Raw genomic sequence first — 21,962 nt, 5'->3', positions numbered from 1 at the left:
GGATTGGGCAATGTCATTTTGATCCTTGTGAAAAACGTTGGCAATCACCTCATCTTTCAACCACTTCCACAACCGTTCAATCGGGTTCAACTGTGGAGAATACGGTGGCAAAAAGATGAAATGAAAAGCATCGCCTTCCTCGCCATCAAGAAAGGCTTGCACCATCTTGGCATGATGAATACGCGCATTGTCCAACACAAGCACGAGGAATCGGTCCGTATATTTCTCTTTCAATCGGCGCAAAAAGTCGAGGAACGTTTCGGCATTGGCGGATGATGCACGATGAAATACCACATCGCCTTGTTGAACATCGACGGCGCCAAAAATAGAAACGTGGTCATGGTGTCCGTAGCTTGGCACTTGTTTTTGATTCCCTACTTCTGCCCATGTCGTACGTAGCGCTTGATAAGCACGAACATGTGTCTCATCCACATAAAACAGCATGGCATTCTCGGTAATTAGTTTTTTTTTATAAATTCAAGTTCTCTTTGAAAAGCAGCTTGACGCTTAGCGTCTCCTTTGACGAGCTTATACGTCGGGCGTGTCCATGACAAACGCATAGAAATATTTAGGAGCAGTATAGCCATGAAAAAAGGTGTTCATACAGAAGTCATGGTTTTAAGGCGCATGTATATAAAAAATGAATTAAAAGAATATATACATTTTAATAAATTAACCCCTGAGATGCTTCACCGTTTGGTTGATCGAATCGAAATAAAAGAAGACGGTTCACCGAAAATTTATTATCTGCAAATGATTTTTTAAATGAATAAAGGATATAGGAAAAGCCCGTTTCGTTGATTTTCAGAAACGCGCTTTTCCAAATATTTATTTTTTTGGCTCTGTTAAAGAACATTGTTGATATTTGAAACCCAACCAAGTTCTTTCTATAATTACAATTAGAACAAATGTTCGGTAGTGTTAATGATGGACAAAGCGTTCAGTAACCTATTAAAATACATCGACAAGTTACCCCATACTAAAAGGGAACAAGTATATCAATGGGTAAAACGTTATGTTGACCCGACCTCTTCCGTTGGTGGTAGATTGATTAACGAAATGAGGGAAACTCGTTTTAAAGATGGTTTCGAGTGTCCCCATTGTACATCTGAACACGTTGTTCGATTCGGAAAAGTCAAGGGTCGTCAACGGTATCGTTGTAAAAGTTGCCTTAAAACCTTTACGGATACGACTAACACCGTTCTTTATCGCACCCGAAAAGGTGATGAATGGATTACATTTGTGGATTGTATGTTCAAAGGCTACTCCCTGCGTAAATCGGCTGAAATCGTAGGGGTTACTTGGGTTACACTTTTTTACTGGAGACATAAACTGCTATCCGCCTTAAAGCAAATGGATTTTGACCATTTTGAAGGTATCATTGAAGTTGACGAGACCTATTTCTTGTACTCTCAAAAAGGGCAACGTGGCATTACAGAACGGAAGCCTCGAAAACGTGGAGGAAAATCCAAACACAGAGGAATCAGCCACGAACAAGTATGTGTTCTTGTTGCAAGAGACCGTACAAAAGCAACCGTCTCCAAAGTATCTTGTATGGGGCGTATTGTAAAAACCAAAATTGAAACTATCATTGGTACTAAACTATCGTCTGACAATGTGCTTGTTACAGATGCTTGGAGAGCATACAAAACCTATGCAAAAGAAAAAGGGTTAAAGCATTACCGAATCAAATCCGATGATGGAAAGCACGTTATAAAAGGCTTATATCACATTCAAAATGTCAACAGTTTTCATTCTCGGATGAAGAAGTGGATTGACCGTTTTAAAGGTGTGGCTACAAAATATCTTGATAATTACCTTGCTTGGTTCTTATTTGTAGATAGCCGCAGTAACGAAAATACCAAGCAACATATAAAAGAGCTTCTGCTTACATCATTTGTATTTGAAATGACAGAAACTTTTGAAAGTCTCCGTCTATCTAAGTTCAGTGCTTAAAAAAGTCATTAACGGGAAATCGGCTTATAAATATTGGGAGAGGAGAACTCAATTTATGGAAATTAGAAAACCAAACGATTCGGAATATAAAAAGGTTTTATCACTTTCACCACAAGCATTATTCGAAGGTACATTAGGCGAAGCAAAACCGTCAGATGAAAAAGTCAAACAACTTATTGAACCATTATTGCAGAAAGGAAGCTATTATTTGATAGCAACTGAAGGCGATAATCTAATGGGTTGGATTCTTATAGGAACAAGTAAAGACCAATTTACTGAAAAGATATATGGATTTATTTATGAATTGTTTGTGTTAGAGGAATTTAGGGGAAATGGAATTTCCAAACAATTGTTGGAAACTGGTATCGAACATCTTAAACAAGATGGATATTCAGAGGTTCGCTTAAGTGTATATGCAGGAAATCAAGCGATTAAACTGTACGAAAAATTAGGATTCAAAAATAGAACCATTACAATGAGTATGAACATATAAAACAAACATCTTTATTGAATATCTAATAGACTGGTTTATTGAGAATTAGGGAACCAAAAGATGGTTCCCTAACATTTTATTGAAAAAATCAACATTAAACATTAACAGAGCCATTTTTTTATAAGCAACGCACAACACTCGACATGATTCGTATGCGGAAACATGTCGACCGGCTGCACTTCGAGTGTCTTATACCCGCCGTCTTCGAGGATGCGCAAATCACGTGCGAGTGTTGCGGGATTGCATGAGACGTAGACGATTCGCTCCGGTTTCATGGTGATCATCGTTTGTAGCAATGATTCATCGCAGCCTTTGCGCGGCGGGTCAACGACGATGCAGTCAGCTTCGATGCCTTGTTCGTACCATTTCGGAATGACGACTTCCGCTTCACCGACGGCAAATTCGGCGTTGTCGATGCCGTTCAGCTTCGCGTTGCGTTTAGCGTCTTCAATCGCTTCTGGAACGACTTCGACACCGTACACTTTTTTCGCTTTTTTCGCCAAGAAAAGAGAAATTGTTCCAATGCCGCAGTAAGCGTCAATGACGGTTTCTTCACCTGTTAACTCCGCATATTCGAGCGCCTTTTCATACAGCACTTTCGTCTGTTCCGGGTTCACTTGATAGAAGGAACGGGCCGAGATCGCGAATTGAATGTCACCGATGTAATCGTAAATGTATTCAGCTCCCCACAACACTTTCGTCTCGTCGCCCATAATGACATTTGTCCGTTTCGGATTGATGTTTTGAATAATGGACTTCACATTTGGTACCGTTTCAATAATTTCTTGAACGATTTTCTTTTTATGCGGCAACTCTTCCGTACGCGTAATCAGGACAACCATTACCTCTTTTGTCACTGCCCCGTAACGCGCCATAATGTGGCGGAGCACACCTTTGTGTGTTTGTTCGTTGTACGCCTTCACACCATATTTTTCGCAAATCTTTTTCACCGTTTGCACAACAACATCGTTCATTTCCTGCTGGATGAGACAAGACTCCATATCGATGATTTCATGGCTGCGCTGCTGGTAGAAGCCGGCGACAAGTCCGCCTTCGCGCTCGCCGACCGGCACTTGCGCCTTATTGCGATAGCGCCACGGATTGCTCATGCCAAGCACAGGATGAACCGTGACATCCTCAATCTTCCCGATGCGCGCAAGCACTTCTTTCACATGCTTGTGCTTTGCCTTTAGCTGTCCTTCATAGCTTAAATGCTGAAGCTGGCATCCGCCGCATTGTTTATAAATCGGACACGGCGCGTCAACGCGATCCGGGCTCGGTTCATACAGCTCAATTAAGCGGCCGTAGCCATATCCTTTTTTCACTTTAATTACCTTAATTTTCGCTTTTTCTCCCGGCAGCCCGTTGGCAACGAAAATCGGAAATCCGTCGATTTTCGCAACACCGGCGCCGTCATGCGTTAAATCTTCAAAAGTGACGTCATAGTATTCATTTTTCGCAACTGGAGCTTCTACTTTTGTCATCGTTCCTACTTCCTTTTCGTGAAAATGCTGCACTGATTGTATCATACAATCGCTTCGGACACAAAAAGAGAACAGGTCACAGCGCTGTTACCATATAGGGTGCCCGAGGCTGACCAAAAGCAAAGTGTCAGACCCCGCAACATCATATATCGTGAAATGGATGTGAGGTCAGACACTTATCAGGCAGCTCCAGCACCACTATGTGCTCCGCGCTAATATCCTGCTCTCATTTGTTCTGCTTTTTCCTTTGGTACAAATACTTCAAGATGTTGATACAAGTTGACGAACTCGCCAGGCAACAGTCCGCCGCACTCGCCATCTAAATTAAGCTGGATTTTGTTTGGCGAGGTGACTTTAATGCGGTTCGCCTTCGTATAAATTAAATGCGGAAAGATGTTATAGCTGAAATATTATATCAAAAACGGGCAAAAGTTTTCATTAAAAATACGCTGACACCTCGGTGGTTCTTAGTTACTTAATTTGACACATGCACCGCTGCATGCTGTGAATCAAAAACATAAATATGATGAGTTCCGTCCCCTAATTGAACCTTGCCTTTAAACGTTTGCTCCGGCAACGTTTTTTCTGTCTCTCCGCTTTCTCTTTGCCACGCGATATTTCCGTCTTCTAAACTCTCACGCGTCACAGCTGTTACGAGAATATCTGTATTTTTATCAAGGCCAATCTGAACATCCTCCGCTTTTGAAACAGTCCAATTGGCGGCAAGCTTCCGCGGATAAAGAAGCACTGAATTATAGTTCCCGCGTACTTCGAGCGAAAGATGCTGCGGAATAACGACAGTCGGGGTCATCGCGTTCACCGTATGAAACAGTCCTTCCTTCTGCGGCATTTCTTTTATAGTAATATACATCGTATCCCCGACAATATTCATCACAACATAATCTTCCTGCTTTTTGATGTCGTTGGCTGAAAGAGATTGATATGTTCCAAAGATTTGAATTTCACCGTTGCTGCCTCCTTCAATCACAATCGGTTGGCTCCCTGTTTGTAAGACAATTCTCTTCATCTCAGGCGAAACAGACTGCCGGACATTCGGCAGGTGAAAGACTTTCGTTTCTGCACTAACGACCGTGCGAATTTCTTGCCATATTCCTGTTGATGAAAGCAATACAAATAAAACGGCTACCGAACCGAGCACCCCGATAAAGATGATGCTCAAAAAATCATATTTGATCAATGTATTTTCCTGCTTCGAAAAATAAAGATACACAAGAATTTCAGCGCCAAGCAACACTAAGAGAAACGGCCACCAGCTCGCAAAAATGTCTGCAGCTCCCATTCCTTCCCATTGAGAAATAAACAACACGATGCCAAGCAAAATAAGGGAGGCGCCCATTGACACCGTCCCAATGCGCCATTTTCTCATTTCCTCTCCTCTCCTTTCTTCTCTTTACTGCCTAAAAGCAGCTTGAAGCCGCCGCCAATTAACAAAATGCAAACGATCGTTGTTTGGAAAAATTGATTGTACCAGTAATAAATATCGATTTGTAATAGCTTTGATAGATGCGAAGCAAATGCTGGAAGCAGGATGCTGTCAAGCAAATAATAAAGACCTAACAACAATAATCCGAATCCAACCCATCTTTGATGATTGATAAAGTAGGAAACGATCGGCTGATCCTCAAGCTCTTCTTCGCCATACTTCGACGCCTTCTGCAATGCGTCAAAAAAGCTGTAAAACCAAATGAGCGGAATAAGGAAGAAAAAGGCAGACAGTCTTAACACATCCATCACATAAATCGCCAGCAAAAAGGCGGCCATTAACTGCAAGCCTCTGCGCTGTAATCCTAAGTACATATGACCCGCACCCGGAAAAATCGAAAGGAGAGTCGCAAGTGTTTTGCTTTTCCTTCCATCCTCGCGTTTCGCTTCAAAATCTTCGAAAATCGTTCGATCGACCAGTGACTCGCCGTTTTGTTTTCGATTGAGCTGTTGAACAACATCAAACATGTTGTAAATCCAAATGATCGGCAAAATTCCTAAAAAAACTAAGAAGCTGCCTTCATGCATCAATACCGTTACAAAAAATATCATGATCATAAGCCCAAAGAAGCTGATTAATAACGTTAACCCCCGGTTCATCAAGCCGAGCTGGAAGTGCCCGAGCCCGGGAATGAAGGAAAGAAGAATAGTGTAAAACTTCTCGTTTTCCTGATTTGCCTGTAAACCCTCTCCCTGGACAAGTGTATGCTCCGGCTGTCTTCTGATGAGTGTAAGAATCATATCTAAAATACTGATCAACCAAATCAATAAAGAAAAGAGGACGATCGCCAGCGGTTCACTATTATGTGTCAAGAAGACAAGACCGACCGCGAGCACAATCGGCGCAAAAAAGGAAAAGCTATAAAACACTCCCCTTGCTTTTTTATTTAAATAAAAATGCCCAGCACCAGGGATAAATGATAAAAAGAACGCAACTAACGAATTTTTGTTCATCGATTATTCCCTTCCTCCTTTTGATTTACCTTTAGCCAATCGAGAAATGATAATGTTTTATCCATCCATTGTTCCGTATAGGCCGGCCTGTTTTCTGATAAATCTGTTCCAACAACGCCGGCATTTGTGACTAATTGAAAAATTCCCGAAGACATAAACCCGATCGTAATCGCCGCGGCAATTCCGTAATGAAGCATTTTTTGCTTCGTCTGTGACTGCTTCGTACGCTTTGGCTTTGCATATAGTTCAACTTGTGCAAGGATGACATCGGCTGAAACAGCTTCATCGGAAGGATTCGGCAAGTCGGAAGCATTTTCTTCAATGAGCTCCATATATACCGCTAAGCATTGATCACAACTATAAAGGTGGCTCTCCATTTCCTCTCTTTTTTCTTCTGGCAGTACATCACAAATGAACTGCCGCCATTCTTCGTTCGTGTAATGACTCATTGAAAATCCTCCTCCTTCCAATGTTTTCTTAGCCAGCTGCGTGCTCTGTAAAGCTTTGTCTCGACGGTTTTCACTTCGACATTTTGTTCTTTCGCAATTTGTTGATACGATTTTTCATCTATGTAATAAGCGTAAATAACATCTCGATAGTTAAGCGGAATTTCCTCAAGACGTTGGCGAATTCGTTCTCGCTCCTCTTTTTTAATAACCGAAACCTCAACCCTTTCATCGGCTTCGGCCTCAATGGATTCCATTACTTCTTCAAGCTGCCGCTGCATTTTCCGCTTGACATCAATCGCGTAGTTCACAGCAATGCGCGTCATCCATGTTTTAAAGCCTTGTGACTGATATCGGGAGAGTGAAAGATAAATCCGCACAAATACTTCCTGCGTAACATCCTCAGCATCTTTTTCGTTGCGAATAATCGAGTACACCGTTTTAAATAAATAATCACGGTATTTCTCGATTAACAAGCGAAAGGCATGCTCGTCTCCTTTCCTTGCTTTCGCGATTAATGCTTCGTCCTGAATCTCACTCTCCCCCTTTCTATCTGTCTTCACTTATATAGACGAAATCATTAGCCGTTTGCCCTACACTTTTTTGTAATTTTTTTCGTGTCAGTTTTTGTGAAATAAAAAAACGCCTAGGAAACAGGCGCTCCATCTTTTTCTCCTTAAAACCAAACCAATCGTTCGTTCAGTAAATTTCTACCTTTTGGGTAACAACATAAACGCAAAATAAGTAAAAATAGCGAATAAGAGACTGAATCCAAATAGTATGCTTCCAGCAATGAGAAAGCTATGAATATAACTTTCTAATATGATATGATAACGCTCCGTACTCGCTCCGCCTTGCTTTGCTACCCATGAGTCTGCCAAGGACGTTCCAAAATCAACACTAAAAAAAATGAGAACCAATCCAACAACTCCTATTACGGTTACAAAAAAACCGCTCCATTTTAACTGATTCTCCGTCATTTAATCCCTCCAATAAACAAATTTAGATAAGAGTTAGAAGCCCTCCTCACAAAAATATGTAATCGTCGTAAGGATTTATGAAAACAATCATCTATTTTATGGAATCCATGTTTGTAAACTTAATTCTAATGTTGTCATAGAAAATCCTTCTTGTTTTAAGAGAAAAACATGATTCACCAATAATGGATGATGACGATTGCTTGCAACCGTCATTTCTCTTTTTCGCTATAAAGATAACGTAATTTCTTCCAAAATAAAAAAAGCCGCCTTGACGTTTGATCAAGAACAACTTTTCATTGTTATAAATTTATGATTCTCCGTTTGTTTTCTTTTGTCCCGCATTTCCTGCGTCAACTGATCGATGCTGTTTTTCACATTGCCTTTTCCTGAGAAGTTCTCAAGCAGTTCTTTCACATCGATGCCGGAAGACGCTTTAAGCGACTCCTGCAGCATCGCCATTAAATTTGTCGCATAGCCGGTGACTTTGTTGGCTCCACCATTTGCACCGCTTGAACCTGTATCAACGATCGTAATCTTATCAATATTCGCAAGCGGGCTTGCCACTTGTTTTGCATATTCAGGAAGCATTTTTAAGATCATGTCGAGAATCGCTGCTGAAAAATCGCTTACATTCCGCAATCCTACCCCAAGATAGGGTCGTTTCACTTCTCCGTATTGCAATAAATCTTCCACAATAGGCTTCACATCTTCACTCGGAATCGCAAAACCTAATCCCTCTACACCATCTTCTGAAATTTTGAGACTATTAATTCCAACAACTTGTCCAGCGCTATTAATCAATGCTCCGCCACTGTTTCCCGGGTTAATCGCCGCATCAATTTACTTTGATAACTTTCACTTTCGCTTTTTCACTGGGTAAACCGTTTGGAACGAAAATTGGAAAACCATCGATTTTCGCCACCCCTGCCCCGTCGTGCGTTAAATCTTCAAATACGACGTCATAATATTCGTTTTTTGCTACTGGTGTTTCCATTTGTCTTTCCCCTTCCGCGAAATGCTGTCAAGATTGTAGCATAGTCGAACAAAAAAGAACAGGTTCACTCCCCTGTTCTCATTTGCTCAGCTTTTTCTTTCGGAACAAATACATTCATATGGCGATATAAGTTAACAAATTCGCCCGGAAGCATGCCGCCATACTCCCCGTCTAAATTAAGCTGCATGTTTTCTTCCGTGTACACTTTGACGCGGTTTGCTTTCGTATAAATGACGTGCGGGTCGTGAATATGTTCACCGCGCAAGGCGAGCGTTGCAATTTTAATAAATTCAGCTAAGTTCGTTTCTTTCAAAATGATTAAATCAAACATGCCGTCGTTTAACGATGAGTTTGGGGCTAATTTTTCAAAGCCGCCGACAGAGTTCGTAAGTGAAACGAGAAACAGCATGACAGCCCCTTCAAACATTTTTCCATCGTACTCGATTTTGACATGGACAGGGTGCAAGGAAGGAAGCATTTCAATTCCTTTTAAATAATAGGCGAGTTGACCAATCATCGTTTTCAATTTGCTTGGCACTTCGTACGTTAATTCCGTCAAACGTCCGCCACCAGCAATGTTAACAAAATAATGCGTCTTTCCTTCGTTCGTTACCGCTCCAATATCAATCGGCACCGCTTCTCCGTGAATGATCACATCACACGCGCCTTCAATCGAGCGCGGTACACCGATCGCGCGGGCGAAGTCGTTCGTCGTTCCGACTGGAATAATGCCAAGGTTCGGACGATATGACGCATCAGCTAGCCCATTTACGACCTCATTAATCGTTCCATCGCCACCTGCGGCAATAACAAGGTCAAATTCTCGCTCAACTGCTTTTCTTGCCGCCTCTGTCGCATCCCCTGCCCCTGTTGTCGCATGACATGACGTTTCATATCCTGCTTGTTCTAACCGAATCAGTACATCAGGCAAATGCTTTTTAAATACTTCCCTTCCCGACGTCGGATTATAAATAATACGTGCTCGTTTCATCCCCATCATCCTATTTATTTTATTTTTCCACCATTTAACATCATACCAAATTTTCACAACCATTGCAATGAACAAAATAAAGCCGACTCAACGGAGCCAGCTTACTTGAACATTTCATACCAAATTTTTATCACAGTCGCTAAGATTAATACAAGCAAAATGTATTCGAGCACTTTTGTATTTATGTTTGTAGAAAATAATGACTCCTCGCTTTTCCTAATCACTTCTATTTTTCTGATCTCATTTCTTCATTTTCACTCATTTTTCATCAACATTTGATATCATGAAAGAAAAAAGGTGATGAGGATGAAAGTGTTGCTTGCTGAAGACGATGTATATTTAGGTGAACTCATTGTCCATTTATTAAAGAAAAAAGGTGTCGAACATGTTGATTGGGTACAGGAAGGAGAAGATGCCTACGATTATGCCCTCGCTTCGTTTTATGATGTGATCATTTTAGATTGGATGTTGCCAAATGGCGATGGGGTGAGCGTATGTCAACGTTTAAGAAAACATGGTTATCACGGAGCGATTTTAATGTTAACCGCAAAAGATGCGGTTCAAGATCGTGTTGAAGGACTGGAAGCCGGAGCGGACGATTATTTAGTGAAACCGTTTGAAATCGACGAGCTTATGGCGCGGCTGAAAGCATTGTCCCGGCGCACGTTCGCACCGATTCAAGAAGAAATTGTTCGCTGGGGAGCGTTTGAGGTCAATCGTACAAGCCATACACTGTTGAAAGATGGTGAACAAATTATATTAACCCCACGTGAATTTCAACTACTTGATTTATTATTACAAAATAGAGGACGTGTTCTAACACGCGACATTATTCTTGATCGCATTTGGGGATACGATGCGGACGTATCGATGAAAACGATTGACGCAACCGTTAAGCTATTGCGTAAAAAAATTGGCGATGAACAACAACAACTCATTAAAACGGTGCGCGGGGTGGGATATACCATTGAAAAATAGTATACGATCTTTGTTTCATCATTCCGATATGTTTCGCCGCACACAATGGCGATTAACTGCCACATATAGCGGTATTCTTATCGCTTTTTTAGCCATCTTTATCGCGGTTGTTTCTTTTCTTATTCATACCGTTATTACAAATGATCAGGAGCGACGCATTCGAACGATCGCCGAACAAGAAGGTCAAACGATTGAAAACATGCTAGAAGAGCAATCGTTTATCGGGTGGTCTAGCGATCAAAACGTCATATTTTTAAGTGAAGATCAACTATTTTTTTACGTCATTGATACACGTGGACGATTGATGATGGGAGATGAAGTAAATAGAGGATTGCGGCCGCTGCTCCTTTCGACGCTTCAACCGTGGACACCAGAAAAAAACGAATTAAAATATGTAGAGATTCACGTCCCCCATCACCACCATGAATTAAAACGCTTCCGTGCAGACACATTGAAAATATTAACTGTCGCTCGCCCGGTCATTGTTGAGCGGCAGCTCGTCGGTGTTTTATATGTCGGTATGGATGTGACAAGCATGTTTCGTTTGCTGAAATGGTCTACATTCATTTTATTAGGGCTCGGGGTGCTGTTTATTGCGGTGGCCGTCGCTTTTAGTTATTTTATGTCCAAACGAGCGCTCATCCCCATTCAAGATGCCTACAATCGGCAACGTCAATTTGTGGCGGACGCTTCCCATGAACTAAGAACCCCACTTAGCGTCATTTATTCATCTGTTGAAGCGTTGAAAATGGATGAGTCATTAACGTCCGATCCATTCAGCCAAAAAACAATTGAACGTCTAGGAGACGAAACGAAACGAATGACAAAGCTCATTAATAACCTTCTCACCCTTGCGCGTACAGACGATGCAAAGCTACAAATTGAAAGAAAACCGTTTGAACTACGTGCATGTGCAGAACGTACGTTACAGTCGTTACAAGAGCTTGCAAATAAAAAGAACATTACGCTTCAGTTTCATGCGTCTGAACAAATTGAATTTGTTGGAGACAAGGACAAATGTACACAGCTGTTGTACATTTTGCTTGATAATGCCATCAAATATACACCTGAAGGCGGAACAGTTTCCCTATCGTTAGCTCAACACGTAATAAAACAACGAAAAGTAGTAACCATCTCTGTGGCTGATACAGGTATTGGAATTGCTCCTGAGCATCTTCCCCGCATTTTTGACCGATTTTATCGTGCAGACAAAGCGCGGACACGACAAATTGGCGGACACGGACTTGGGCTTTCCATCGCAAAATGGATTGTCGAAGCACATGAAGGAAACATTCAAGTACAGAGCGAAGTGGGGAAAGGAACGACATTCACGATCACTTTTCCAAATGATAAACGTGCATAAATATGTTGCACGTTTTTTCTTTTTCACCTAATTTTCTCTTTTCTCTTGTACAATTCAAACTGTAAATAACGAAGGAGGTGATAGATGTGAAAAAACGAACGGTTTTCTTCTTGATCGGTGGACTAGTTGTCATCGCCGTATTCGCGCACATCGCTACTTATTTCATGCACATCGGTTGGAGCGGACGAATGCCAGCAGAACACATGATGGGAATGGGTAAACATCATCGGGCGTTCGGTCATCACGGTCCACAAATGATGCGACCACACGGTATGCCAATGTTCGGATGGATTCTTTTCCTTCTTCAGCTGGCATTAGTCATCATCGGATGGATCGTTTGGAAAACGAAGCGCGGTGGTGGGAAGTGGATTGGCGGTGCGCTGATGGCAATTGGGCTCATTGCGCTTTTACCAAAAACGTTGCTCGCCGTCTTAGCGATCATTGCAGCGTACGTTTTACTAAGAAACAAAACAAAGCCGACACCTGAATTTGCACCATTTGTCTCACCTATTCAAAACGATAGCTTTTTAGATGAATGGGAAAAAACAATCCAAAAGGAGGAAAAGTGATATGGGCATTTTTAAACGCGTAAAACATGTCGTTCTTGCTGACATACATGACACCATTGACAAATGCGAAGATCCGATTCGCATGACGAAACAGTACATTCGTGAACTAGAAGAACAGCTTGAACAAGCACAACAAGCATTGGCACAACAGTTTGTGCTAGAACAAAAATATGAGCGTCTCATCGCAGATGCAGAAGAAATGATCGCAAAGCGGGCTCGCCAAGCAAAATTAGCTGTAGAAAAAAATGAAGAGCCGATCGCAAAGATGGCCCTTCAAGAAAAAGTCGCCTATGAAAAAAAATTAGAACTATATACGCAACAATACAGCACATTAAAAGAAAAAACAACTGTTTTAACAGAAAAAGTGAAACAATTGTACGAAACGTACGAGCAATTAAAATTGAAACAAATGCAATTAATGACGCGCTTTTATGTCGCTGAAACGATGAAACAAATGGATGAGGCGATCACGTCTTTCCATTACGATCATATCGTAAAAGGCTTCGCACGTATGGAAGAAAAAGTAATGTTACTTGAAGCAGAAGCAAAAGCTCGCTCAGCCATTCAAACGTTGCCCCCTCAATCATTTGATATAGAAGTCGAACAACAACTGAAACAACTAAAAGGTGAGTAATACAAAAGGTGTCCCTATCCGGACACCTTTTGTATATGTTATGTCGTCCATTCATCATGAATGATGCCGACAAGTTTCCATTGACCGTTTTCTTGTTCAAAAACAAGACGTAAACTTCGCCAATCCATGCCGTTATATTGCGGGTCAAAACCTGTAAAGTGAAACTCAATGAATGAACTGTTCGAATATACTTGTTGAATGTTATTAATCATATTTCCTGTGCCAACAGCAACATTGTTTCCAATCATATGCGGATTCGCAAAATCGACATCATAGACGAAGCGATCGAAATAGTCTTGAAAAGTAAACTGAATCGGGTCACCTGAACCGTCATATACGCCCCATTGATACACTTGCGTCGAAGACCAAAGGGATGGAAGTTGAGAAGCAGAAAACTGTAAATCGTTTTGAACGTCGACATGCCCGTACGGACTGAAGCGCACACCCGCTGTAGAATGAACGTAAGATGCAAGCGCATTCATATCTTTATTTTTCAACGCCTCCACAACGTCTAAAGCGACCGATAAAAGCGAAGATGAAGTCATTTGGTTTACTTCACTTTTTAATTGTTCATTTTCTTTTTGAAGTTGCTTATTTTTTTCTTGTAGTTGATCGATGGTCGTTTGTTGTTTGGCAATTATTTGCTCTAACTGCTTAACATTCGATTCGTCTTGTTGAGCTGTACAGCCGACAAGTAAAATGATAAACACTACAATCAATCGTTTCACGATCTCACATCCTTTTTCTTTTAGTATATCACCTAAAAAGAAAAATAGATGCCGTCGTGTCAGCATCTAGCTCACTTTTTCTTGCTCCCTTTCTTTCAAAAACGCAATGAAACAGTCGACCATTTGGGCATCCCATTGTATCCCGCGACCCTCTAACAAAATCGAAACCGCTTTTTCTACGTGCATTCCTTTTCGATAGGGGCGGTCTGATGTCATCGCATCAAACGCATCGGCAACCGCAATAATTCGCCCGAATAATGGAATGTCTTCTCCTTTCAGCCCATCTGGATACCCTTTTCCATCGATCCGCTCATGATGTGACCGAATGCCTGGAAGCAAATCTTGCACTTCCTCAATTGGCTGCACTTGGCGAATAATGTTTTCACCAAGCACCGGATGTTTTTTAATCCACGCAAATTCTTCATCAGTCAACTTTCCGTCTTTCAACAAGATATGATCAGGAATATCAATTTTACCGATGTCATGCAAAATAACAGAACGATATAAACGAACGAGCTGTTCAACTGTCATTCCTAAGCTCTTTCCAATTTCTACAGCATATACAGCAACGCGCTGTGAATGACCTGCCGTATACTCATCGCGCGCATCAAGCGCTATCGTCATAACTGAAATGAAACTATTTAATAATTGCTTATTTTTCTCATCCCGCTCAACAATCACATCAATCATATAGTTAAATTCGTTCGTTAGCTGTGAAAATTCATCAATCTCACTGTCAGCAATGGAAAACGCTTCACACGGACAAGCGCCCAATAAAATTGTTCTTCCGTAACGTTTGTTTCGTAAAAAATGAGACGAATGGGATGAATATCTTTTTGAAAGGCACGATATTCAATAAACAGCATGACACAAAACGAGAAAAAATTGAATGAGCAATAACATAAGCAAATCTACTTGTCGAATGTTTAAAGCCATCACCATTAACGTGCTACCGACACCAATCACTGCTAAAATTGAACCAATGGTGTAATTAACAAACAACTTTCTCAACGTTTCTTCATACGTACGCACACCCGTCCCTCCTCCCTATTCTTTTCCCATTATAATAAGAATGGCAGAGAATATGGAAGTACACATGTATATACGTGTTTACAGGTATAAAAAAACAACTGGCGTATAACCAGTTGTTTTTTAGTGCGCCGCATGACCAGATGTTAACACCCAAATCGAGCCTGCGACAATGATGATCGCAACAAACGCTGAATATGCCATATTAATAACGTTCGTTTTTCCGTCTTCGCCTTCCGTTACGTGCATGAACATAAATAGCTGAAGACCGGCTTGAATAACCGCGAGTGAACCGATGATCCACATCACAATCGTATACGATACGTTCATTTTCAACGCGACAAATACCGCAACAAACGTTAAAATAAGCGAAAATAAAAATCCGACAACGTGGCTAACGGGATATTTGCTTTTATGTTCCATTTACCCCACCATCCCTTTTAAATAAACGAACGTAAAAATAAAAATCCAAACGACATCAAGGAAATGCCAATATAAGCTAATAATAAACATTTTCCTTGCGGTAACTGGCGTCAATCCACGTTGGAGCAACTGGATGATAAGCATGATTGCCCAAATGATCCCGAATGTAACGTGCGCTCCGTGTGTGCCAAGCAAAACGAAAAAGCTCGATAAGAACGCGCTCGTTTGCATCGTTGCTCCTTCATGCACGTAATGAATAAACTCACGAATTTCCATAAATAAAAATCCTGCCCCTAATAAAAGGGTAATGACGAACCAAGTAAGCAGCTTTTTCATATCGCGTTGTCGCATGAAAAAGACTGCCAAACCGCATGTAAAACTACTTGTCAACAACAACAACGTTTCAATAAGCACATCATTCAGCTTAAAAATATCGCTTGGCGTTGGGCCACCGGCATAGCGGTGACCTAACACCCCATAAACAGCAAACAACGTCGCAAATAGCACAATTTCTGCCCCAAGAAAAATCCAAAAACCTAAAATATTTAATCGGTTTTGTTCCGTCTGATATTCTAGTGGAAGCGAATGATTGACGTTAGCCGACATGGTTTTCCGTCCCCCCTTCTACGTTTCTCCACGTCCGCTCTGTTTGTTTAATTTCATCGACGCTTACATAATAACCGTCATTATAATCAAACGAACGGATAATAAGCCCAACAACAATCCCAATTGCCGCAACAGCTGCCGCGATATGTGCTTCAAAGACGAGGAAGAAACCTGTAATTCCAAACACAACCGCCATATAAAACGGTAAGCCTGAGTTGCTCGGCATATGAATTTTCTTTATGTCGCTTTCTTTTAATGTGAGCGTTTCGCCACGTTTTTTCATATGCCAAAACGCATCTAATTGTTTCACTTCTGGAACGACCGCAAAGTTATAAAACTGGACTGGAGATGCTGTCATCCATTCAAGCGTGCGCGCATCCCATGGATCGTGGGATACATTGCGCTTCGCATAACGGAAGCTCCAATAAATGTTATAACAAAATACCGCAAAGCCGATCGCTAAAATGATCGAACCGATCGCAGAAACGAGAAATAGCGGCGCAAAACCTGATTCTGCTGAATACGTATACGCACGACGAACCGCCCCTTTTAAACCAAGGAAAAACATCGGCATAAATGTGACGTTAAATCCGATCGTAAACAACCAGAAATGATATTTTCCAAGTTTCTCGTTTAACATAAAACCAAACATTTTTGGCCACCAATAATACAATCCTGCAAACACCGCAAACACGACACCTGGAATTAACACGTAATGGAAGTGTGCGACTAAAAATAATGTGTTGTGATACTGATAGTCTGCAGCTGCCATCGCCAACATGACCCCCGTCACGCCACCGATGACGAAGTTAGGCACAAAGGCAAGCGCCCATAACATCGCTGTTGTAAATTGAATGCGTCCTTTTCGCATCGTAAATAGCCAGTTGAAAATTTTCACTCCGGTTGGAACAGCAATTAACATCGTTGTAATCGAGAAAAACGAGTTTACCGCAGGACCTGCATCCATTGTGTAAAAATGGTGCACCCATACGATCATACTTAAAAACGCAATGCCAACGATCGAAATGACCATCGACGTATATCCGTACAACGTTTTTCGTGAAAATGTCGCAATGACTTCAGAGAAAATACCAAAAGCAGGTAAAATAACAATATATACTTCTGGATGACCCCAAAGCCAGAATAAGTTTGCCCAAAGCATATCACTTCCGCCTGAAGAAAGTGTAAAGAAATGTGTTCCATACAAGCGGTCAAACGTCATTAATGCTAAAGCGACTGTGAAAATTGGAAAAGCCGCTACGATAATGATTGACGTAATGAGTGTTGTCCATGTAAACATCGGCATTTTCATTAACGTCATGCCCGGTGCACGCATTTTTAAAATCGTGACGATAAAATTAATACCAGTCATTAACGTCCCAAGACCTGCAATTTGTAATGCAATCGCATAGTAGTTATTCCCGATGCCTGGGCTAAATTCTTTTCCTGCAAGCGGGAAGTATGATGTCCACCCTGCATCTGGTGACCCTCCAACAACGAACGAAATGTTAAATAACATCGCCCCGCTAAAAAACAACCAAAAGCTAAGCGCGTTCAACTGTGGAAAGGCAACATCGCGCGCACCGATCTGCAACGGAACGACGACGTTCATTAAACCGATCAAAAGGGGCATCGCCATAAATAAAATCATAATGACGCCATGGGTTGTAAAAATTTCATTGTAATGTTGGGCATCTAAAAAGTTCATTTCTGGCCGAGCCGTTTGCGCCTTCATTAACAACCCGTCTATGCCACCACGGAAAAACATCAATACACCAGATAAAATGTACATAATCCCGATCTTTTTATGGTCGACGGTCGTTAACCATTCACGCCATAACCAACCCCATTTTTTAAAGTACGTTAATCCAACGACAATCGCAACGACAGTCAGTACAATCGCAATTTGTGAACCAACAAGAAGCGGGTCTCCCCCAACAAATATTTCATTCCACTTAATGCCCATGATGTTCACCTCCGCTATGGCTTTCAGAAGCTTGTTGCTCATCATCTGTCACATTTGATGTATGTCGATCATTTTCGTCAAAAATTTTTCCTTGGTATCCATGCCCACGATATAATTCTGGATTTGTGTACGTCTTTGAATGCGGATCAGCATGGTTTACCCATTGTAAATGTGTATCAACAAACGTCAATCGTCCTAAATGGGTTGGCAATAACAGCTCTTCATATTTTTCTTTCGTTAATTTCGGTGCCGTTTGTTTTACTTCTTGTACCCATTTGTCAAACTCTTTTGGCGTTTGCGCTAAAACTTCAAATTGCATATGCGCATACCCACGTCCATTAAAGTTTGTATTTCTTCCTTCGTACGAACCAGGACGTTCCGCAACAACGTACAATTCTGTCTCCATTTTGTTCATCGTATATTTTTGTCCCGCTAACGCAGGCACCCAAAATGACTGCATAGTCGATGCGGAAGTCATTTTAAATAGCACGAGACGATTGACAGGAATATTGACGTAGTTCACTGTTTCAATATTTTGCTCTGGGTAGCTAAAAATCCATTTCCAATCCGCTGATGTCACGTGAATAACAAGCGGATCTTGATCTTCGTACCCCTTCGGAGGCTTTTCTAAATCATATAATGTTCTCACAGTTGGGATCGTTAACGCAACAACAATAAGAATCGGAATAACTGTCCATACAATTTCAAGCACCACATTCCCGTGCTCCTCAGGAGGCTCTTCCCCTTGTCGTTCAGGGCGATCCCGATATTTCCATACAATGTAAGCAAACAAGGCAAATACAACGACAACGACGAGAAGCATCCACCAAATCGACCAGTTAATCAACTCCGTAATGCTTCGTGCCGCTGGTCCTTGCGGTTGAAACACAACCATCTCACAGCCTGCAAGAAGCGGAAGCAATCCGACTACCAGTAAGGAAAACAAGCGCTTCATCATTTTTCACCTCAACAAAATTGTGATTCATTGAACAAAGAAACAAATACAAAACGAACGAATTTAAATAACTTTGTAGTATTAACACTTTTGAAATGATTTTAACATGTATTGTAAAAATAATTGTGACGAAAAAAGGAAGGAAGAAACTGCATTGAGGGGGAAACAAAAAGCAAAATCATTGACAAAAAGAAAAACACTTTTCTCGACATCAAAAATCGTGCGAGAAAAGCGCTATCTTTTATATAATACATGGAAATACAAAAAGAAATAGGTTGTCCGTTTGAAATTTTGTCACATTTTCGTTAAATTTTTTTCGAAATTTGTTCAAATTTATTTCCAAAAACAAAAAATACCCATGAAAAATACTTTTTCATCTCAACAGCTTCCGCACCCACTTGAGCGCATTTGGGAAGTTTGGGTAACGCAACGGGATATCAAATTTCGTTGTCTGTTTGAGCACGCTTTTGTAATGAGTAAACGCATCAAAGCTTGCTTTTCCATGATATGCACCGATGCCGCTTTGTCCGACGCCACCAAACGGCAAATGGGGGGGGGGGCAATATGCATGATCGTATCGTTAATGCAACCGCCCCCGAAACGAACTTGTTGCAATACTTGTCGTTGTACATTGCGATCTTCTGAAAACAAGTAAAGCGCAAGCGGTTTTTCGTAATTATTGATCATTTGAATCGCTTCATCCACCGTCTGAAACGTGAGAATGGGTAAGATAGGGCCGAAAATTTCTTCTTGCATCACAGCATCATCCCATGTTATATCGTCAAGCAATGTCGGTTCAATCCAACGTTGCTCGATGTCGTATGTTCCACCGTGTACAACTGTGCCGCTGACTAAAAAACGAACAAGCCGTTCTGTATGTCGCACCGTTACTATACGACTGTACGTATTTTTATCACCGTACAATTGCTCAATATACTGCTTCATTCGCTCAATAAGCAGCGATTTAACAGACGCATGCACGAACACATAATCAGGTGCAATACACGTTTGTCCAGCGTTTAAAAACTTCCCCCATACGATCCGCTTCGCAGCCAAGTCGATACGGGCAGAAGCATCGACAATCGCTGGACTTTTCCCACCAAGTTCAAGTGTAACAGGCGTCAAATGCTTTGCCGCAGCTGCCATAACGATTTTTCCGACCGGCACGCTTCCGGTGAAAAAAATATGATCAAAACGTAAATCTAACAGCTGTTGGCTAACGTCTACTCCTCCCTCTACAACAGCAACATACTCCTCTGGAAACGCTTCTGAAATGATTGTTTTCAGCAATGCCGACATTTCTGGCGTATATTCAGACGGCTTCACTACCGCACAATTTCCTGCCGCAATCGCGCCGATAAGTGGACTGATCGCAAGCTGAAACGGATAGTTCCACGGCGCAATGATTAGGCTTACTCCATATGGCTCTGGATATATGTAACTTTTTGACCCGAAGTGCGTCAACGGTGTCGGCACACGTTGTGGCTTCATCCAATCGCTCAGTCGCTTCGTGATAAAGCGAATCTCTTCATAAACGATACCGATTTCTGTTGTATACGCTTCAAACGGTGATTTATGCAACTCTTTTTTTAACGTATCAGTAATCGTCTGTTCATATTTTTGTATCGTTTCTTTTAATCGTGTTAACTGTTTTAAACGAAAATCAAGAGAAAGCGTTTCTCCTGTATGGAAATAACGTTTTTGTTTCTTGAGCAACTCGTTCATTTATTTCACCCTCGTCACACCCGATCTTGAACCTTTCTGACAATATTCGTAACGAATTTACGTGACATAAAACGAACACTAAATGCAAGGAGTTTATTCGCCATCCCCGGAATAATGACGGTTTTATTGTTCATTACCCCTTTGTACCCAGCCTCCACCACTTGTTTAACATCCATCACACCGCTTTTAAACAATTTCGATTGTTGTAAGTTCGCCCGATCCGCAAATCCTGTCGCAGTTGGTCCTGGACATAGCGCACTCACAGTGACATTCGTGTGTCGCAACTCGTTACTTAACGCTTCTGAAAAAGATAACACATACGCTTTCGTCGCATAATATACAGCCATTAATGGTCCTGGTTGGAAAGCAGCCGTTGATGCAACGTTTAAAATTTTCCCTTCGTTTCTTTTTACCATATCTACGACGACTAGTTTCGTCAAATGAGTGAGTGTTTTTATATTTAGATCAATCATATTTAATTCTTCTTGTAACCCGGTCTCCACAAATTCTCCGTACAACCCGAATCCTGCGTTATTGACGAGGATATGAATGTCAAGCTGTTCGTTTTTTAATGTTTCATACAAATCATGAACTTCGTTTTGATTCGATAAATCTTTAGCATATATCCATACTGCTATTCCGTATGTTTTTTCTAGCTGGCGTTTTAGTTCATCTAACTTCTGCTTGTTTCGTGCTACCGCAATAATGTTATACCCTTCCTTTGCAAATTGTGCAGCAAATTCATAGCCAATTCCACTTGATGCCCCTGTGATTAATACGTTCTTTTTCATTCTCTACATCTCCTTTTTTTAAATGTTTAAAAACTTAAACATATAAAATGAAAAAGTTGGCCTTTAGCATATCTAAAGGCACTCCTTCTCGACAGCATGAATCAAATCTTTCAATAATTCAACAGCTTTTTCGATAGATAATACATAGTATCTCAATGTCCCTTTTTGTTCTACCGACACTAATCCTTGGTCGCGCAAAATTTTCAAATGGTGGGAAATCGCTGGACGCGATAAACTTGACCTTTCCGTAATTTCATTGACTGTTAGCTTATCGTGTTCCGCAAGCAGCAATACAATATCTTGTCGATGAGGATCGCTTAGCGCTTGAAATAATGGTATACACGATCGAAACACCTCGATCGCTTTTTGTCCCATTCCCCTCTTCCTTTCTTTT

The 21,962-nt window shown here is 41.2% G+C and carries 24 protein-coding genes and 5 pseudogenes; 7 read left to right on the top strand and 22 right to left on the bottom strand.

The features are described 5' to 3' along the window. On the bottom strand, positions 1-432 hold a 432-nt coding region (locus BO219_RS10060), incomplete at its 3' end, for an IS630 family transposase (protein ID WP_230403169.1). 153 nt (positions 433-585) lie between these two features. Here BO219_RS10060 and BO219_RS10050 point away from each other — a divergent pair. The 3 genes from BO219_RS10050 to BO219_RS10040 all read left to right on the top strand — a co-directional run bounded on the left by BO219_RS10050 (position 586) and on the right by BO219_RS10040 (position 2,449). Continuing rightward, positions 586-765 carry a DUF4368 domain-containing protein gene (locus BO219_RS10050; RefSeq protein ID WP_077429431.1) on the top strand — a complete coding sequence of 60 codons (180 nt, stop codon included), beginning with the start codon at positions 586-588 and terminating at the stop codon, positions 763-765. 162 nt (positions 766-927) lie between these two features. Next, complete coding sequence (locus tag BO219_RS10045) at positions 928-1,956, top strand: IS1595-like element ISBsu3 family transposase (RefSeq protein ID WP_077429430.1); 1,029 nt, start codon at positions 928-930, stop codon at positions 1,954-1,956. A 55-nt stretch (positions 1,957-2,011) separates the two neighbouring features. Next, positions 2,012-2,449, top strand: a complete 438-nt coding sequence (locus BO219_RS10040; RefSeq protein ID WP_077429429.1) for a GNAT family N-acetyltransferase — start codon at positions 2,012-2,014, stop codon at positions 2,447-2,449. Positions 2,450-2,550: 101 nt separating this feature from the next. Here BO219_RS10040 and rlmD read toward each other — a convergent pair whose 3' ends face one another. The 11 genes and pseudogenes from rlmD to BO219_RS09990 all read right to left on the bottom strand — a co-directional run bounded on the left by rlmD (position 2,551) and on the right by BO219_RS09990 (position 9,801). Next, a complete protein-coding gene (gene rlmD, locus BO219_RS10035; RefSeq protein WP_077429428.1) occupies positions 2,551-3,933 on the bottom strand; it encodes a 23S rRNA (uracil(1939)-C(5))-methyltransferase RlmD in 1,383 nt (460 codons plus the stop codon). A gap of 212 nt (positions 3,934-4,145) precedes the next feature. Then, positions 4,146-4,322 (bottom strand): annotated as a pseudogene (locus BO219_RS14835) (diacylglycerol kinase); the annotation flags it as partial. A gap of 86 nt (positions 4,323-4,408) precedes the next feature. Beyond that, a complete protein-coding gene (locus tag BO219_RS10025) occupies positions 4,409-5,320 on the bottom strand; it encodes a hypothetical protein (protein ID WP_077429427.1) in 912 nt (303 codons plus the stop codon). After that, a complete protein-coding gene (locus BO219_RS10020) occupies positions 5,317-6,390 on the bottom strand; it encodes a hypothetical protein (protein WP_077429426.1) in 1,074 nt (357 codons plus the stop codon). Before BO219_RS10020 ends, BO219_RS10025 begins: the two co-directional genes overlap by 4 nt. Beyond that, the gene (locus tag BO219_RS10015; protein ID WP_077429425.1) at positions 6,387-6,839 is read right to left on the bottom strand and encodes an anti-sigma factor; all 453 of its coding nucleotides are present in this window, start codon (positions 6,837-6,839) and stop codon (positions 6,387-6,389) included. Before BO219_RS10015 ends, BO219_RS10020 begins: the two co-directional genes overlap by 4 nt. Beyond that, the gene (locus tag BO219_RS10010) at positions 6,836-7,399 is read right to left on the bottom strand and encodes an RNA polymerase sigma factor (RefSeq protein ID WP_077429424.1); all 564 of its coding nucleotides are present in this window, start codon (positions 7,397-7,399) and stop codon (positions 6,836-6,838) included. The genes BO219_RS10015 and BO219_RS10010 overlap by 4 nt, the downstream gene beginning before the upstream one ends. A gap of 147 nt (positions 7,400-7,546) precedes the next feature. Further along, complete coding sequence (locus tag BO219_RS10005; protein WP_077429423.1) at positions 7,547-7,816, bottom strand: hypothetical protein; 270 nt, start codon at positions 7,814-7,816, stop codon at positions 7,547-7,549. Positions 7,817-8,095: 279 nt separating this feature from the next. Beyond that, positions 8,096-8,431: pseudogene (locus BO219_RS15120) on the bottom strand (flotillin family protein); the annotation flags it as partial. A gap of 138 nt (positions 8,432-8,569) precedes the next feature. Beyond that, a pseudogene (locus tag BO219_RS15115) lies at positions 8,570-8,617 on the bottom strand (hypothetical protein); the annotation flags it as partial. A 40-nt stretch (positions 8,618-8,657) separates the two neighbouring features. Then, positions 8,658-8,810: pseudogene (locus tag BO219_RS09995) on the bottom strand (TRAM domain-containing protein); the annotation flags it as partial. A gap of 64 nt (positions 8,811-8,874) precedes the next feature. Next, positions 8,875-9,801, bottom strand: a complete 927-nt coding sequence (locus BO219_RS09990) for a diacylglycerol kinase (protein WP_077429421.1) — start codon at positions 9,799-9,801, stop codon at positions 8,875-8,877. Between the two features lie 306 nt (positions 9,802-10,107). On the opposite strand from BO219_RS09990, the gene BO219_RS09985 reads away from it, so the two are divergent. The 4 genes from BO219_RS09985 (at position 10,108) to BO219_RS09970 (ending at position 13,345) form a co-directional block, all read left to right on the top strand. Further along, a complete protein-coding gene (locus BO219_RS09985; RefSeq protein ID WP_077429420.1) occupies positions 10,108-10,779 on the top strand; it encodes a response regulator transcription factor in 672 nt (223 codons plus the stop codon). Beyond that, entirely contained in the window at positions 10,769-12,142 is a 1,374-nt protein-coding gene (locus BO219_RS09980; RefSeq protein WP_077429419.1) for a sensor histidine kinase, read from the top strand. The genes BO219_RS09985 and BO219_RS09980 overlap by 11 nt, the downstream gene beginning before the upstream one ends. Positions 12,143-12,228: 86 nt before the next feature. After that, the gene (locus BO219_RS09975) at positions 12,229-12,711 is read left to right on the top strand and encodes a hypothetical protein (RefSeq protein ID WP_077429418.1); all 483 of its coding nucleotides are present in this window, start codon (positions 12,229-12,231) and stop codon (positions 12,709-12,711) included. Between the two features lies 1 nt (position 12,712). Continuing rightward, on the top strand, positions 12,713-13,345 hold the full coding sequence (locus tag BO219_RS09970; protein WP_077429417.1) for a PspA/IM30 family protein: 633 nt from the start codon (positions 12,713-12,715) through the stop codon (positions 13,343-13,345). Positions 13,346-13,383: 38 nt separating this feature from the next. Here BO219_RS09970 and BO219_RS09965 read toward each other — a convergent pair whose 3' ends face one another. The 10 genes and pseudogenes from BO219_RS09965 to BO219_RS09925 all read right to left on the bottom strand — a co-directional run bounded on the left by BO219_RS09965 (position 13,384) and on the right by BO219_RS09925 (position 21,943). Then, the gene (locus tag BO219_RS09965) at positions 13,384-14,073 is read right to left on the bottom strand and encodes an FtsB family cell division protein (protein ID WP_226373806.1); all 690 of its coding nucleotides are present in this window, start codon (positions 14,071-14,073) and stop codon (positions 13,384-13,386) included. A 66-nt stretch (positions 14,074-14,139) separates the two neighbouring features. Further along, positions 14,140-14,847, bottom strand: coding sequence for an HD-GYP domain-containing protein (locus BO219_RS09960; protein ID WP_226373805.1), 708 nt, complete (start codon positions 14,845-14,847; stop codon positions 14,140-14,142). 78 nt (positions 14,848-14,925) lie between these two features. After that, a complete protein-coding gene (locus tag BO219_RS14825; protein ID WP_226373804.1) occupies positions 14,926-15,105 on the bottom strand; it encodes a hypothetical protein in 180 nt (59 codons plus the stop codon). A 120-nt stretch (positions 15,106-15,225) separates the two neighbouring features. Beyond that, entirely contained in the window at positions 15,226-15,525 is a 300-nt protein-coding gene (qoxD, locus tag BO219_RS09955; protein ID WP_077429416.1) for a cytochrome aa3 quinol oxidase subunit IV, read from the bottom strand. Continuing rightward, a complete protein-coding gene (gene qoxC, locus BO219_RS09950) occupies positions 15,526-16,131 on the bottom strand; it encodes a cytochrome aa3 quinol oxidase subunit III (RefSeq protein WP_077429415.1) in 606 nt (201 codons plus the stop codon). Continuing rightward, on the bottom strand, positions 16,121-18,097 hold the full coding sequence (gene qoxB, locus BO219_RS09945; protein WP_077429414.1) for a cytochrome aa3 quinol oxidase subunit I: 1,977 nt from the start codon (positions 18,095-18,097) through the stop codon (positions 16,121-16,123). The genes qoxC and qoxB overlap by 11 nt, the downstream gene beginning before the upstream one ends. Next, positions 18,087-19,055, bottom strand: coding sequence for a cytochrome aa3 quinol oxidase subunit II (gene qoxA / locus BO219_RS09940; RefSeq protein WP_420807101.1), 969 nt, complete (start codon positions 19,053-19,055; stop codon positions 18,087-18,089). Before qoxA ends, qoxB begins: the two co-directional genes overlap by 11 nt. Positions 19,056-19,425: 370 nt before the next feature. Continuing rightward, positions 19,426-20,777, bottom strand: a pseudogene (locus tag BO219_RS09935) (aldehyde dehydrogenase). Positions 20,778-20,791: 14 nt separating this feature from the next. Then, complete coding sequence (locus BO219_RS09930; RefSeq protein ID WP_077429412.1) at positions 20,792-21,568, bottom strand: SDR family NAD(P)-dependent oxidoreductase; 777 nt, start codon at positions 21,566-21,568, stop codon at positions 20,792-20,794. A 72-nt stretch (positions 21,569-21,640) separates the two neighbouring features. After that, positions 21,641-21,943, bottom strand: coding sequence for an ArsR/SmtB family transcription factor (locus BO219_RS09925; RefSeq protein WP_003398862.1), 303 nt, complete (start codon positions 21,941-21,943; stop codon positions 21,641-21,643). Positions 21,944-21,962 lie beyond the last annotated feature (19 nt).

Source organism: Anoxybacillus kestanbolensis (genome assembly GCF_001996285.1).
In the GTDB taxonomy this organism is placed as follows: Bacteria; Bacillota; Bacilli; order Bacillales; family Anoxybacillaceae; genus Anoxybacillus; species Anoxybacillus kestanbolensis_A.
This window is presented reverse-complemented; position numbering and strand designations above follow the sequence as displayed.

Coding starts and splice junctions, on each gene's coding strand:
- BO219_RS10050 (WP_077429431.1), top strand. CDS start 586: ATGAAAAAAGGTGTTCATACAGAAGTCATGGTTTTAAGGCGCATGTAT.
- BO219_RS10045 (WP_077429430.1), top strand. CDS start 928: ATGGACAAAGCGTTCAGTAACCTATTAAAATACATCGACAAGTTACCC.
- BO219_RS10040 (WP_077429429.1), top strand. CDS start 2,012: ATGGAAATTAGAAAACCAAACGATTCGGAATATAAAAAGGTTTTATCA.
- rlmD (WP_077429428.1), bottom strand. CDS start 3,933: ATGACAAAAGTAGAAGCTCCAGTTGCGAAAAATGAATACTATGACGTC.
- BO219_RS10025 (WP_077429427.1), bottom strand. CDS start 5,320: ATGAGAAAATGGCGCATTGGGACGGTGTCAATGGGCGCCTCCCTTATT.
- BO219_RS10020 (WP_077429426.1), bottom strand. CDS start 6,390: ATGAACAAAAATTCGTTAGTTGCGTTCTTTTTATCATTTATCCCTGGT.
- BO219_RS10015 (WP_077429425.1), bottom strand. CDS start 6,839: ATGAGTCATTACACGAACGAAGAATGGCGGCAGTTCATTTGTGATGTA.
- BO219_RS10005 (WP_077429423.1), bottom strand. CDS start 7,816: ATGACGGAGAATCAGTTAAAATGGAGCGGTTTTTTTGTAACCGTAATA.
- BO219_RS09990 (WP_077429421.1), bottom strand. CDS start 9,801: ATGAAACGAGCACGTATTATTTATAATCCGACGTCGGGAAGGGAAGTA.
- BO219_RS09985 (WP_077429420.1), top strand. CDS start 10,108: ATGAAAGTGTTGCTTGCTGAAGACGATGTATATTTAGGTGAACTCATT.
- BO219_RS09970 (WP_077429417.1), top strand. CDS start 12,713: ATGGGCATTTTTAAACGCGTAAAACATGTCGTTCTTGCTGACATACAT.
- qoxD (WP_077429416.1), bottom strand. CDS start 15,525: ATGGAACATAAAAGCAAATATCCCGTTAGCCACGTTGTCGGATTTTTA.
- qoxC (WP_077429415.1), bottom strand. CDS start 16,131: ATGTCGGCTAACGTCAATCATTCGCTTCCACTAGAATATCAGACGGAA.
- qoxB (WP_077429414.1), bottom strand. CDS start 18,097: ATGGGCATTAAGTGGAATGAAATATTTGTTGGGGGAGACCCGCTTCTT.
- qoxA (WP_420807101.1), bottom strand. CDS start 19,055: ATGATGAAGCGCTTGTTTTCCTTACTGGTAGTCGGATTGCTTCCGCTT.
- BO219_RS09930 (WP_077429412.1), bottom strand. CDS start 21,568: ATGAAAAAGAACGTATTAATCACAGGGGCATCAAGTGGAATTGGCTAT.
- BO219_RS09925 (WP_003398862.1), bottom strand. CDS start 21,943: ATGGGACAAAAAGCGATCGAGGTGTTTCGATCGTGTATACCATTATTT.